Annotated in this window: 13 protein-coding genes; 4 read left to right on the top strand and 9 right to left on the bottom strand. The window is 72.3% G+C overall.

The features are described 5' to 3' along the window. Positions 1-87 precede the first annotated feature (87 nt). The 3 genes from IE107_RS11275 to IE107_RS11265 all read right to left on the bottom strand — a co-directional run bounded on the left by IE107_RS11275 (position 88) and on the right by IE107_RS11265 (position 2315). Positions 88-942 carry an SCO1664 family protein gene (locus tag IE107_RS11275; protein ID WP_189543587.1) on the bottom strand — a complete coding sequence of 285 codons (855 nt, stop codon included), beginning with the start codon at positions 940-942 and terminating at the stop codon, positions 88-90. Continuing rightward, positions 906-1496: a DUF3090 domain-containing protein gene (locus IE107_RS11270; RefSeq protein ID WP_072484378.1), complete on the bottom strand. Its 591-nt coding sequence runs from the start codon at positions 1494-1496 to the stop codon at positions 906-908. Before IE107_RS11270 ends, IE107_RS11275 begins: the two co-directional genes overlap by 37 nt. Before the next feature lie 102 nt (positions 1497-1598). Beyond that, the gene (locus IE107_RS11265) at positions 1599-2315 is read right to left on the bottom strand and encodes a histidine phosphatase family protein (protein WP_189543586.1); all 717 of its coding nucleotides are present in this window, start codon (positions 2313-2315) and stop codon (positions 1599-1601) included. A gap of 67 nt (positions 2316-2382) precedes the next feature. Here IE107_RS11265 and corA point away from each other — a divergent pair, with 67 nt between their 5' ends. After that, positions 2383-3369: a magnesium/cobalt transporter CorA gene (gene corA / locus IE107_RS11260; protein WP_189543585.1), complete on the top strand. Its 987-nt coding sequence runs from the start codon at positions 2383-2385 to the stop codon at positions 3367-3369. 26 nt (positions 3370-3395) lie between these two features. Here corA and IE107_RS11255 read toward each other — a convergent pair whose 3' ends face one another. Next, positions 3396-4184, bottom strand: a complete 789-nt coding sequence (locus tag IE107_RS11255; RefSeq protein WP_189543779.1) for a ferritin-like domain-containing protein — start codon at positions 4182-4184, stop codon at positions 3396-3398. Positions 4185-4394: 210 nt separating this feature from the next. Further along, positions 4395-5444: an LLM class F420-dependent oxidoreductase gene (locus IE107_RS11250; RefSeq protein WP_189543584.1), complete on the bottom strand. Its 1050-nt coding sequence runs from the start codon at positions 5442-5444 to the stop codon at positions 4395-4397. Between the two features lie 140 nt (positions 5445-5584). Between IE107_RS11250 and IE107_RS11245 the strand changes: the two genes are divergently transcribed. Both IE107_RS11245 and IE107_RS11240 read left to right on the top strand, forming a co-directional pair. Next, a complete protein-coding gene (locus IE107_RS11245; RefSeq protein ID WP_189543583.1) occupies positions 5585-6568 on the top strand; it encodes an aldo/keto reductase in 984 nt (327 codons plus the stop codon). Further along, on the top strand, positions 6565-8751 hold the full coding sequence (locus IE107_RS11240) for an ATP-dependent DNA helicase (protein ID WP_189543582.1): 2187 nt from the start codon (positions 6565-6567) through the stop codon (positions 8749-8751). The genes IE107_RS11245 and IE107_RS11240 overlap by 4 nt, the downstream gene beginning before the upstream one ends. A gap of 62 nt (positions 8752-8813) precedes the next feature. On the opposite strand, the gene IE107_RS11235 is transcribed toward IE107_RS11240, so the two are convergent. Further along, the gene (locus IE107_RS11235; RefSeq protein ID WP_189543581.1) at positions 8814-9470 is read right to left on the bottom strand and encodes a hypothetical protein; all 657 of its coding nucleotides are present in this window, start codon (positions 9468-9470) and stop codon (positions 8814-8816) included. Between the two features lie 47 nt (positions 9471-9517). Between IE107_RS11235 and IE107_RS11230 the strand changes: the two genes are divergently transcribed. Further along, positions 9518-9706: a DUF5703 family protein gene (locus tag IE107_RS11230; RefSeq protein WP_189543580.1), complete on the top strand. Its 189-nt coding sequence runs from the start codon at positions 9518-9520 to the stop codon at positions 9704-9706. 67 nt (positions 9707-9773) lie between these two features. Here IE107_RS11230 and IE107_RS35905 read toward each other — a convergent pair whose 3' ends face one another. The 3 genes from IE107_RS35905 to IE107_RS11215 form a co-directional block, all read right to left on the bottom strand. Further along, on the bottom strand, positions 9774-10523 hold the full coding sequence (locus tag IE107_RS35905; RefSeq protein WP_189543579.1) for a chaplin: 750 nt from the start codon (positions 10521-10523) through the stop codon (positions 9774-9776). A gap of 138 nt (positions 10524-10661) precedes the next feature. Then, a complete protein-coding gene (gene chpH, locus IE107_RS11220; RefSeq protein WP_189543578.1) occupies positions 10662-10895 on the bottom strand; it encodes a chaplin ChpH in 234 nt (77 codons plus the stop codon). 164 nt (positions 10896-11059) lie between these two features. Beyond that, positions 11060-12385, bottom strand: a complete 1326-nt coding sequence (locus IE107_RS11215; RefSeq protein WP_189543577.1) for a M20/M25/M40 family metallo-hydrolase — start codon at positions 12383-12385, stop codon at positions 11060-11062. Positions 12386-12569 lie beyond the last annotated feature (184 nt).

Here is a 12569-nt window from a genome sequence, read left to right as displayed (position 1 = left end):
CTTGCGCCGCGCGGCCCCATCTGCTTTCCGGGCGCGGGCCCGGAAGCCCGGTACGCCCCCTTCGGACACCGCGTGTCCCCTGCTCGCTCAGACCGGCGGCCAGGGGATCGACGGCCATTCCCCGCTCGGCTCCGGGTGCCGCCCCGTCGCTCTCAGCCCCGCCACGCGGCCCCGCAACGCCTCGATCTCGACCTCGGTGATCAGCTCGCCCAGCCGGGTGACGAGCGGGGTCCCCGGCGCGAGTTCCGTCCCCAGCCGCTCGACGACCTCGACGGCCTCGGCCGTGAGCGGCTCCCCCGCCCACCCCCAGAGCAGCGTGCGCAGCTTGTCGTCGGCGTTGAAGGTCACCCCGTGGTCGATGCCGTAGAGCCGGCCGCCGGGTGCGGACAGCAGATGGCCGCCCTTGCGGTCGCCGTTGTTGATCACGGCGTCGAGGACGGCCAACCGCCGCAGCCGCGCGTCGTCCGCGTGCACCAGCAGGGCCGTCCTCCCTCCGCCGACCTCGGCGCGGGCGACGGCCTTCCAGCCCTCCGCGGGCTCCTCGTCCTCGACCAGCGCGAGCAGCGGGGGCTCGGCGGGCCCGCCGTCCTCGTCCTCCCGGGGCGGTGCGTCGATCCAGAGCTGGCACATGCCCTCGCCGTACGGACCGTCCCGCAGCACGGTCGGCGGTACAAGGCCCCAGCCGGTCGCCTCGGAGATCTCGTACGCGGCCACCTCGCGCGCGGCGAGCGTGCCGTCCGGGAAGTCCCACAGGGGCTGCTCGCCGGCCACGGGCTTGTAGACGCAGGCCGCCTCCTCGCCGTCGCGCACGACCGTGCAGTACAGCACGGCGTTGGAGGCCTCGCGTATCTGTCCGAGGACCGTGAGCTCCCCCTCGGCGAGCAGGGCGACCAGCCCGGTGCCGGTCAGGCTCCGCGACGGTATCCGTTCTGGCGCGGGCATACGTGTCCTTCCGGGTCGAGCGGCAGGCTGCACAGCGGGCACGGCGGACGTCCGGCGTTCACCACGTCCAGGGCGCGCTTGGCGAAGGCACGGGCCTGCGCGCCGCTGAGGCGGACCCGGAGCATCGGCGGACCGTTCTCCTCGTCCTGGAGCAGCCGCTCCTCGGCCTCGGCCAGGTCCTCGTCGGAGTCCACGTCCAGCTCGACCAGGGCCTGCGCCTCGACGATCATGCGCTGCTCCTCGCCGTCCCAGGCGAGCGCCATCGTGCCGACCCGGAACTCCTCCTCGACGGGGACGTCCAGGGGCGCGGTGTCGGTGACGTCCATCGGCGCGACGGCGGGCACCGGGGAGTTTCCCCCGGTCCGCCGCACCACCTCGTCGAGCAGTTCGTCGATCCGCTCGGCGAGCGCGGCGACCTGGGTCTTCTCCAGGGCCACGCTGGTGACACGTCCGCCTGAGGATGCCTGCAGGAAGAACGTACGACGTCCAGGCAACCCGACCGTACCGGCCACGAAGCGGTCCGGGGGGTCGTAGAGGAACACCTGACGGGACACGTCCTGTCTCCCTTGAGATCGACGGTGATTGAGGGGCGGCCGGGGCCGGGGGGTCCCCGGGGCAAGGCGCCTACGGAGCGTCCACCCTACTGCGCGAAGCGATCACGGCGCCCCAGCCCCGCCCCCGACAGCCGCGTCGGCGTCCCCCGCCGGACGCCCGCCCGGGTCCGCCGGGCCGGGGTGCTCGCGCGGCGCCAGCGATCCGAGGTCCCCGGTGTCGCCGAGCCGCAGCAGGAAGGGCCGCAGCCTGGTGTAGCGGATCGCGGTGACCGAACAGGGGTCGGCCTGGATCCGCTGGAAGAGGTCGAGGTGCATGCCGAGCGCGTCGGCGACGAGCGCCTTGATGATGTCGCCGTGCGAGCACATCACGTAGAGGGCGTCGTCGCCGTGCCCGGCCTCGATGCGGGCGTTCCAGTCCCGCACCGCGTCCACCGCGCGGGCCTGCATGCCGCGCATCGACTCGCCGCCGGGGAACGCCGCGGCCGAAGGATGCTGCTGCACAACGCCCATCAATGGTTCGTCGGTGAGCTCCGCGAGCTTGCGCCCCGACCAGTCGCCGTAGTCGCACTCGCTGATCCGCTCCTCGGTGTGCAGTTCCAGCTCCGGCCGGGCGGCGAGCAGCGGCCGCAGGGTCTCCCGGCAGCGCTGCACGGGGCTGCTGACGGCCGCGGCCAGCGGCAGCCCGGCGAGCCTTCCGGGCAGTGCCGCGGCCTGTTCGGCACCGCGCTCGTCGAGCGCGACACCCGGGGTGCGGCCCGCGAGCACCCCGGCCGTGTTGGCGGTGGAGCGTCCATGGCGTACGAGGATCAGGGTGGGCATACGGGCCAGCGTAGGACGCCGACGCCGGTGAGGTGCGCCGGGGACCGCGGCAGGGAAGAATGCGCGCGTGATCGTGGACTGTGCCATCTACCGGGACGGGCGCCGCACCGACGGCCCCGCCGACCTCTCCGACGCCCTCGACGAGGCACGGGCCACCGGGGACGCCTTCCTCTGGATCGGGCTGCACGAGCCGACGGAGAAGGAGTTCGAGCTCGTCAGCAGCGAGTTCGGACTGCATCCGCTGGCGGTGGAGGACGCCCTGGGCGCACACCAGCGCCCCAAGCTGGAGGTGTACGACGACTCGCTCTTCGCCGTCATCAAGCCGGTGGTGTACGAGCAGACGAGCGACACGGTCACCACCGACGAGCTGATGGCCTTCATCGGTGATTCGTTCGTCGTGACCGTCCGGCACGGGGAGGGCGCGCCGCTCGCCGCGGTACGCCGCCGGCTGGAGGCGGAACCCCAGGTGCTCAAGCACGGTCCGACCGCGGTGCTGTACGCGATCAGCGACGCCGTCGTCGATCACTACATAGAGGTCGCGGGCGAGCTCCAGATCGACCTGGAGGAGCTGGAGACCGAGGTGTTCGCGCCGACCGGCGTCGGCGACACCAAGGGCACCGCGTCGCGCATCTACACCTTCAAGCGGCAGATCCTGGAGTTCCGCAGGGCCGCCGGACCGCTGAGCGCCCCCATGGCCCGGCTGGCGAGCGCGGACGTGCCGTTCGTCCACGAGCACTCGCAGCCGTTCTTCCGCGACGTCAGCGACCATCTGACGCGCGCCAACGAGTACGTGGAGGGGCTGGACCGGCTGCTCTCCGACATCCTCTCGGCCCATCTGGCCCAGGTGGGCGTGCGGCAGAACGACGACATGCGCAAGATCTCGGCCTGGGCGGCGATGGCCGCCGTGCCGACCATGGTGGCCGGCATCTACGGCATGAACTTCCGCCACATGCCCGAACTCCGCTGGGTGTGGGCCTATCCGGCGGTGATCGCGCTGATGGCCGCGGTGGTCTCCGCGCTGTACTGGCAGTTCAAGCGCCGCGGCTGGCTCTGACGGACGGGCCGCGGCCTACACCCGGTTCAGGCCGGGTCGGGCTCCGGCGCGACGGGACCGCCCAGCGCGTCGCGCCGTTCGGGCTGCTCCAGGCTCACCATCCGCCGCCACCCCACAAGCCGTTCGTACGCGTAGACGCCGTGGATCCCGGCGGCCAGCGCCGCCGCTCTGGTCCGGGACCAGCCCAGGATGCGGCCCATGTGGTCCATCACGGCGAGGCTGACGTCGCGGTACACCCGGATCTCGGCCAGCGCGCACTCGCGCAGGGTGCGCTGGATGGTGCGGCCGTGTCCGGCCCGCGCGAAGCGGAGCAGCTCCTCGTGGCAGTACGCCAGGTGGTTGTCCTCGTCGTTCGAGATCATTCTCACGGCGCGGCCGAGGTCGGGGTGGTCGGCGAAGTGCTTGCGCAGCAGGGCCATCTGCTCGGAGGCGCGCTGCTCGGTGACCCGGCTGTGGGCGAGGTAGGTGATGATGTCGCGCTCGGAGAGCCGCTCCTCGCCCCGCAGCTGCTCATGGGCGAGGCCGATGCCGTGCTTCTCCAGCAGCATCGTGTAGTCGGTCTCGTGCGGGACCTCGGCGGGCTGGAGCCCGCGCTTGCGCAGCAGCGCGTCGAAGATCCTGCCGTGCTTGTCCTCGTCGGCCCCGTGCCGTGCGATCTTGGGCGCCAGGGCGCGCTGGCTCTCGGGCACCAGGGCCGCGATGCGGCCGTTCTCCCAGCCGCCCTGGGACTCCCCGCCGGCCGCGATGGAACAGAACAGCCGGAACGATTCGTCGTCGTCGAGAATCTCCTGGAACAGGGTCCTTGCCGAGAGCATCACCGCCACCTCCGTGCGCATCCGCCGAGCGACAGTCAAGTGCGGCACCCCCGGGCGGGCAACAGGAACGGGCCCCCGGCTACGCCGGATGGGGCGCGCAGCGCCGTAACCGCGGGGCCGTGCGCACGTTGACATGCGTAACGGCCGTGGCGGGGAGGCCCCGAGCCCCCACCACGGCCGTAGTGCCGCTCCCGGGAGCGGCGAACCCCGTTATGCGAGCCCGGAACGCTCCAGCGCCTCCGTGCCGGCCCGCAGGGCCGTGAGCCGCTCCTCAAGGGTGAACCCGGCCGGGGCCAGGGTCAGCGTGGTGACACCCGCGGCGGCGTAGGCCTGCATCCGCTCGGCGATCCGCTCGACCGGGCCGAGCAGCGCGGTCTGGTCGATCAGCTGCTGCGGCACCGCGGCGGCGGCGCCGTTCTTGTCGCCGGACAGATACTTCTCCTGGATCTCGGCCGCTTCCTTCTCGTAGCCCATGCGCTGCGCCAGCTGGTTGTAGAAGTTCTGCTTGCGGCTGCCCATACCGCCCACGTACAGGGCGGTGTACGGACGGAAGATGTCCGCGAGAGCGTCGACGTCGTCGCCGACGGCGAGCGGCAGGGTCGGGCAGACGTCGAAGCCGTCCATGGTCAGGCCGGCCTTCTCGCGGCCCGCCCGCAGGTACTTCATCGCGGTGTCCTCGAGGTGCTCGGCGGAGGGGAAGATCAGCAGCGCGCCGTCCGCGATCTCGCCGGTCTGCTCCAGGTTCTTCGGGCCGATCGCGGCGATGTAGAGCGGGATGTGCTCGCGCTGCGGGTGGACGGTCAGCTTGAGGGGCTTGCCCGGACCGTCCGGCAGCGGCAGCGTCCAGTGCTGTCCCTCGTACGAGAGCCGCTCGCGGGACATCGCCTTGCGGACGATCTCGACGTACTCCCGGGTGCGGGCGAGCGGCTTGTCGAACTTGACGCCGTACCAGCCCTCGGAGACCTGCGGCCCCGACACGCCGAGGCCGAGGCGGAACCGGCCGCCGGAGAGCGAGTCGAGGGTGGCGGCGGTCATCGCCGTCATGGCCGGCTGACGGGCCGGGATCTGCATGATCGCGGAGCCGACGTCGATGGACTCGGTCCGGGCGGCGACCCAGGACAGCACGGTCGGCGCGTCGGAGCCATAGGCCTCGGCCACCCAGCAGACGTCGTAGCCGAGCCGGTCGGCCTCCTGGGCGACGGCGAGGTTGTCGCCGTCCATTCCCGCGCCCCAGTAACCGAGATTGATGCCGAGCCGCATAGCCGCTCCCCTTACCGATCAGTAACGTCTCTGGGTTCCGGACTCTAGCGCGCGGCGTCGCGATCCGGCAGGGGCGACTTGGCACCGGGTTGTCCACAGGCTTCCGCCGAGCGGGGTTCTGGCCAGTAATCTCAGCCACCATGGAGCAGAGGCATCTCGGCCGCACCGGCCTTCGAGTGTCCCGGATCGGGCTCGGCACCCTCACCTGGGGCCGGGACACCGATGAGCACGACGCCGCCGAACAGCTGAAAGCCTTCTGGGAGGCGGGCGGCACCCTGGTCGACACGGCCGATGTGTACGGCGGCGGGGAGGCCGAATATCTGCTCGGGCAGCTCGTCGGCGGCCTGGTGCCACGGCGCGATCTGGTCATCGCGACGAAGGCTGGCAGCGTGGCCGACCCGTACCGCCGGTTCGACGGCTCGCGCGGGCATCTGCTGGCCGCGCTGGACGCCTCCCTGGAACGGCTCGGCACGGACCACGTGGATCTGTGGCAGATCCATGCCTTCGACCCGGTGACTCCGCTGGACGAGACCCTTCAGGCGCTCGATCTGGCGGTGTCCAGCGGCCGCGCCCGGTACGCGGGGGTGTCGAACTTCTGCGGCTGGCAGCTGGCCAAGGCGGCGACCTGGCAGCTCGCCTCGCCCGGGGTGCGCACCCGGCTGGCGAGCACGCAGATGGAGTACTCGCTCCTCCAGCGGGGCGTGGAGCGCGAGGTGCTGCCCGCCGCCCTCGATCTGGGCGTCGGGCTGCTGCCGTCCTCCCCGCTCGGGCGCGGGGTCCTCACCGGGAAGTACCGGTCGGGCACTCCGGCGGACTCGCGCGGCGCCTCGGAGCTGCTGGCTCCGTTCGTCGAGCCGTATCTCGACGAGCCGGCGGGGCGCGTCGTGGACGCGGTGGCGACCGCGGCCGACGGCCTGGCCACGACGCCGCTCCAGGTGGCTCTCGCCTGGGTGCGGGACCGGCCCGGGGTGGTCGCCCCGATCGTCGGCGCGCGCAACGCGCGGCAGCTCACGGAGGCGTTGTCAGTGGAGGCGCTTAGTCTTCCTGACGAGATCTGCCAGGCGCTCGACGACGTGTCGGCGCCCGTGCACCGCTATCCCGACCAGGACTGGAGCACGCTGTGACTGCGCTTCCCCGGGGGGAAACCCCCGGTTCCCCGGCCGCCGACGACGAAGGCGTCGTCGCGACTCCCTCCGCCGCCGCGCCCGCCGAGGACGGGAACGAGGACGATTCCGGCAGCGGGAACGGCTCCGGGGACGGCTCCGCCGACGGCTCCGCCGACGCGGCAGGGACCGCGCCCGCGCCGCTCAGCGAGGCCGAGGCCGAGCTCGCCGCCCAGCGGGAGCTCCGGGAGCGGATCGAGAAGCGCAAGGCCGAGAAGGAAGGCCCCATCGCGGCCGGGGGGAAGCTGAGCGGCAGGGCGGCCGATCTGCTGGCGGCCGTGCGCGCGGTGGAGAGCGGCGAGCAGCCCGCCACCTCGTTCTTCGACTCGCCCGCGCCCGCCGCTCCTCGCCGGACCGCGCCCGCGCCCGCCCCGGCCCGCCCGCGCGCCCCCGAACCGGCACGGGCGCCGCAGAGCGCCCCGCCGGAGGCGGTGGCCGCGACCGCCTCCGTGCTGGCCGAGGGCGGGGCTCCGGCGGCGCTGGCGGGACCTGCGGCCGAGGCCCTCGGGGCGCAGGCGGCCGAGGCCCTGCGCGCCGACCCCTGGCAGCTGCTGACCGTGCCGGGAGTCAGGCCCGAGCAGGCGGACGGTTTCGCGCGCGCCCTGCTCGGTGCCGAGTGCGGACCGGACGACGAGCGACGGACCGCCGCCCTGGTGGGCTGGCTGCTGGAACGGGCCGCGCTGCGGGGCCACACAGCGCTGGACATCTCGGAGGTGCGGGCCGCGCTCGCCGAGCGTTCGGTGGCAGATCCCGACGCCGCCGTGCAGCACGCCGTCGCCGAGGGAGTCGTCCTGGTCTTCCAGGAGGACCAGGACGGCCAGGAATCCGGGGCACCCGCGGAACCCGGCGAGGACACCGGCCCGGCCGCCGGGCGCGAACCGGTGCAGGTGCTGCTCGGCCTCGACCGGTACGCGCTCGCCGAGGAGAGCCTCGCCGACGGCCTGGCCCGACTGGTCAACGCCTGCGAGAAGGACGCCGACTGGACGGCGGCGGCCTCCGCCGCGGCCTCCCCGTCGGCGGCCGAGCTGATCCGCGCGGTCGCGGCCCACGGCCTCGTGGCGCACGCCGGGGGCGAGGCCGCCCGGGCCGAACCCGCCGCGCTGATCACCGCGGCCCGGGGCCTCGGGCTGCGCGCCCTGGGTGCCGTGCACAGCGCCGACGGCAGGCGCCGGCTCGCCGAGGCGACCGGCGATCCGGAGACGGCCGTCACCCTGGCCGGTCTGCTCTCCGGCGAGCAGGGCCCGGGGCGGGACGAGGAGGGGGCGATCGCCGTCGACCTGCTCGTCGTGCTGGACGCCCCGCAGCTGGACGTCGAGACCGCCGCGATCCTGGTCGAGTCGCTTGCCGACGGCACCCGCCTGGTACTCAGCGGCGATCCCGGCGTACTGGGTTCGGCCGGTGCGGGAAGGGTGTTCGCGGATGTGCTCGCCGCCCGTGCGTGCCCGCAGATCGTCTCCCGCACCCCGGATCCGGGGCCGATCGGTGAGCTGGTCTCCGGCATCGGCATCGGCGAGCTGAACCAGGTCGACGCGCCCGGCAGGGAAGTGGTGATCGTCCCCGTCCGCGATGCGGGCGAGGCGGTCCACCGCACCGTGCAGCTCGTCGCCGACTCGGTGCCGCGCGCCATCGGCGTACCGCCCTCCGACACCCAGGTGATCACCGTCGGCCACGGCGGCTCGGCGGGCACCCGGGCGCTGAACGCGGCACTGAAGCAGCGGCTCAACCCCGGGCCGGGGCGGTTCGCCGGCTTCGACCCGGGCGACCGCGTCGTCCACGTTCCGGCGCCCGGCAGGGCCGTGCCCGCGGTGGTCGTCTCGGCGGACGCCGAGGGCCTGCGTCTGGACTGCGCGGGCACGGAGGTCGTCGTGGCCCAGGACCGGGTGGCGTCCTCCGTACGCCACGGCTGGGCCCTCAGCGCCCACCAGGCGGCCGGGATGCGGTGGCCCGCGGTGGTCGTCGTACTGCCGGGCGACGCGGTTCAGGGGCTGAGCCGCCCCTGGGTGTACACCGCCTTCAGCCGCGGGGAGCGGCATCTGTCCGTGGTGCACGGGGTGGATCAGGCGCTCCAGCGCGCGGTCGCCCAGCCACCGGCCCAGGAGCGCACGACGCGGCTGCGCACCCTGCTGGAGACGCCGGCCCGCTGACCGGGCCGGTCGGCGAGGACCTCACCGGACGGGCTCGGTCGCCAGCCCGTCCGGCCGGCGGATCAGGAGCCGTCCACCACCAGGCGGGCCGGTTCCTCCTCCGGTTCGTCCTCGTCGAAGACGGCGCTGACGTCGAAGCGGCAGACCACCAGCTGGGGATCCGCGTCGTCGAACGGCGCCCCGAGCCATTCCCCCGCCTCGGGAAGCTCCTCGGCGGCCGTGACCCAGAGCGTGGAGTCGCCCTCCTCCAGGCCGAACTCCGCGTGCCGGGAAGCGATCTCGTCCGGTTCGTACTCCCCGAAGAGCACGCCGAGCGCCGCGTGGACGCTGGAGCCGACGACCGCGGCGCTCCTGCTGCGCTCGTCCTGGTCGAGGTCGGCGATCCGCTGGGCCTGTGCGAGCAGCCTCGGCGGCTCCACCACCGCGTAGTCGCGCCGGATGAGCACGCTGAGTGCGTTCGGCTCCTCGGGGCCGCTGTACGGCGGCAGCGAGTCCTCCGCACCCGGGATCTCGAAGGGAGTGACTTCGTCGTATCGGTCGTAGAGCAGTTCGTCGTAGAACTCGGCGGCAGCGGCCAGTGCGTTGAACGCGTCGTAGACGGCCACGTCGTCGTCCCCGGTCCGGCGTTCGACGGCCGCGAGATGGTGGTCGAGCGCGGCTTTGACCGCCTCGGCGGCGGCGCGTACCTCGGCAGCGGTGGGCTGCGCAGCATCAGACATAGTGCAGACGCTATCCGTACACGGGCTCTGCCCGCACAATAGATGCGATGCCGGAATACGAATTTGTCGATGTGTACGTACCGCGCGGGTTCTCCCGGAAGGAGACGGCCCGCCTGCTGACCGACCATGCCGAGTACGGTCACTGGGAGCTGGACCGGCTGACGCTGCGCCATGACGGCAGCCGCAGGGTGCGTCTGCGGCGGCGGATCATCCGCCAGCTCCGAGCCACTTGGTGAGACAGGGCGGGCCCCGCAGCCGCGGGACCCGCCCTCTTTGTCGTACGGGTGGCGCCGCCCCGGGCCGCTAGGCGGCCGTCCGGGCGCGGCGGTAGAGCACCGTGCCCGCGCCGGCCAGCAACAGGCCCGCGCTCGCCGGGATCAGCAGGTCGAGCCCGCCCGCTCCGGTGTGCGCGAGCTGTGCGACGCTCTGCACCTCGGGCACGTTGGGCACGGCCGGCTTCTCCGGCGCCGGGGGCTTGTGCTCGGTGACCGGCGTGACCGGCTTGACCGGCTTGACCGGCTTGACCGGCGGCGGCGTGACGACGTCCGTGCTGTTCTCGCAGTCGTTGCCGAAGGCGGGGTTGAGCAGACCGCCGATGGTGATGCTGTTCCCGCAGGCGTTCACGGGGATGTCGATGGGCGCCTGGATGCTGTTGCCGGACAGCACCCCCGGCGAGCCCTTCGTGACGCCCTGGGCCGTCGCCCCGCCGCCGATCGGGGCCCGGTGCTTGCCCGCGCCGGGCCGACTCGCCTGGGTGAGGTCGCCGGCGACGTGGCTGCCGGAGACGTGCTTGCCCCGGGAGTCGTCCTGCGGACCGTTGCCGCAGGTGTTTCCGGACGCCGGGTTGAGCAGCGCCACGACGTCCACGGAGTTGCCGCACACGTTGACCGGTACGTGGACCGGGATCTGTACCGAATTCCCTGACAGCACCCCCGGGGAATCCGTCGCCTCGCCCGACGCTCCCGCGTCCGCGTGCGCGTAACCGCCGCTCAGCGCGAGCACACCGCCCGCTGCCGCCATGGTGATCAGGCCTTTGCGCGTGACCTGTCGCATACGTTGTTTCCTGCCTTCTGCCTTCCGGAATACCCCCGGACTCGACCGTACGGGGGCGGGGTACCCAGCAGCCCCGGAGTGCATGGCGTGCACTCCGGGGCCGACCGGATTCAAACCCTTACGGGTTGACGCACAACGTCAGGCGTTGACGCAGGTGTTGCCGAAGGCGGGGTTCAGCAGCCCGATCACGGAGACCGTGTTGCCGCACGCGTTCACCGGAACGTGGATCGGCACCTGGACGTTGTTGCCCGAGAGCACACCGGGGCTGCCGACAGCGGCGCCCTGGGCACCGGAGTCCGCAACGGCCATGCCCGCACCCGCGAGCACCAGACCACCGGTGACAGCCGCAGCAGCGACGACCTTCTTGATCATTATTCCTCCTAGTTGGCAATGCGGTCCCAGCCGCGGACCGCATCACTTGTAACGAGGAAGAGCTAATCGGGCTACGAGCGTATGGTCTCTTTCACTCGTTCCGGTCAAATACGCACATGCTGGCGATTGTTGACGTACAAAGTCGGTGGAAAACCGGCAAGGAGTCAGGAGTTGTCGATGAAACGGTCGAGAACCCGCACGCCGAACTTCAGACCGTCCACCGGCACACGCTCGTCCACACCGTGGAACATGCCCGCGAAGTCGAGCTCCGGCGGCAGCTTCAGCGGGGCGAATCCGAAGCACCGGATACCCAGGTCGTCGAAGGACTTGGCGTCGGTGCCGCCGGAGAGCATGTAGGGCACGGCACGGGCGATCGGGTCCTCCGCCTTCAGGGCGACCTGCATGGCGTCGACGAGCGAGCCGTCGAAGCTGGTCTCCAGCGCCTTGTCGCCGTGCACGTCCTCGCGCTTCACCCGCGGGCCGAGGATCCGGTCCAGATCGGCCAGGAACTCGTCCTCGTAACCGGGCAGGAACCGGCCGTCGACATGGGCGATGGCCTGGCCGGGGATGACGTTCACCTTGTAGCCGGCGCCGAGCATGGTGGGGGCCGCCGAGTTGCGGAGCGTGGCGCCGACCATCTTGGCGATGCCGCCCAGCTTGGCGAGCGTGGCCTCCATGTCCTCCGGGTCGAGCGGGGTGCCGAGCGCGTCGGACAACTCGTCCAGGAAGGACCGCACGGTCTTGGTCACCCGGACCGGCCACTTGTGCCGCCCGAGCCGCCCGACCGCCTCGCAGAGCTCGGTGATCGCGTTGTCGTCGTTGGTCATCGAGCCGTGGCCGGCGGTGCCGTCCACGGTGAGCCGCATCCAGTGCATGCCCTTCTGGGCCGTCTCGACGAGGTAGAGCCGCAGCTTCTCGTTCACCGTGAAGGAGAAGCCGCCGACCTCGCCGATCGCCTCGGTGACCCCTTCGAAGAGGCCGGGATGCTTGTCCACGAGATACCGCGCGCCGTACGTACCACCCGCCTCCTCGTCCGCGAGGAAGGCCAGCACGATGTCGCGCGGGGGCTTGCGGCCGCTGCGCATCCGGTCGCGGACCACCGCGAGGGTCATCGCGTCCATGTCCTTCATGTCGACCGCGCCGCGGCCCCACACACAGCCGTCCGCGACCTCGCCCGAGAAGGGGTGGTGCGTCCAGTCGTGGGCATTGGCCGGAACCACGTCGGTGTGGCCGTGGATCAGCAGCGCGGGCCTGGACGGGTCCTCGCCCTCGATCCGCGCCACGGTCGAGGCACGCCCCTTGTGGGACTCGAAGATCTGCGGCTCCAGTCCGACCTCGGCGAGCTTCTGAGCGACATACTCGGCCGCACGCCGCTCCCCCGGCCCCGAGTGGTCCCCGTAGTTGCTGGTGTCGATCCGGATCAGCTCACGGCAGAGGTCCACGACCTCGTCCTCGCCGGAGCCGGTCCGAGCCGTGCTGGTCTCGCTCACGCTGCTTCCTTCCGCCGTCGCTGTGGTGCTCCCCCTCATCCTCCCGCGCCGGGCCCGCGCGCCCAAGGCCACCCGCCCCTCGTCATGCGCCCTTCACACCCAACGGGGCGTGATCGAGCACCCCCGAATGTTTGCTATTGTTTTCCACGTCGGAACGGGCCGGAGCCCGCGAGACAGACACCTT

Source organism: Streptomyces gelaticus, assembly GCF_014649535.1.
GTDB lineage: Bacteria > Actinomycetota > Actinomycetes > Streptomycetales > Streptomycetaceae > Streptomyces > Streptomyces gelaticus.
The sequence above is the reverse complement of the archived record's forward strand: the minus strand, read 5'-3'. Positions and strand labels throughout refer to the sequence as shown.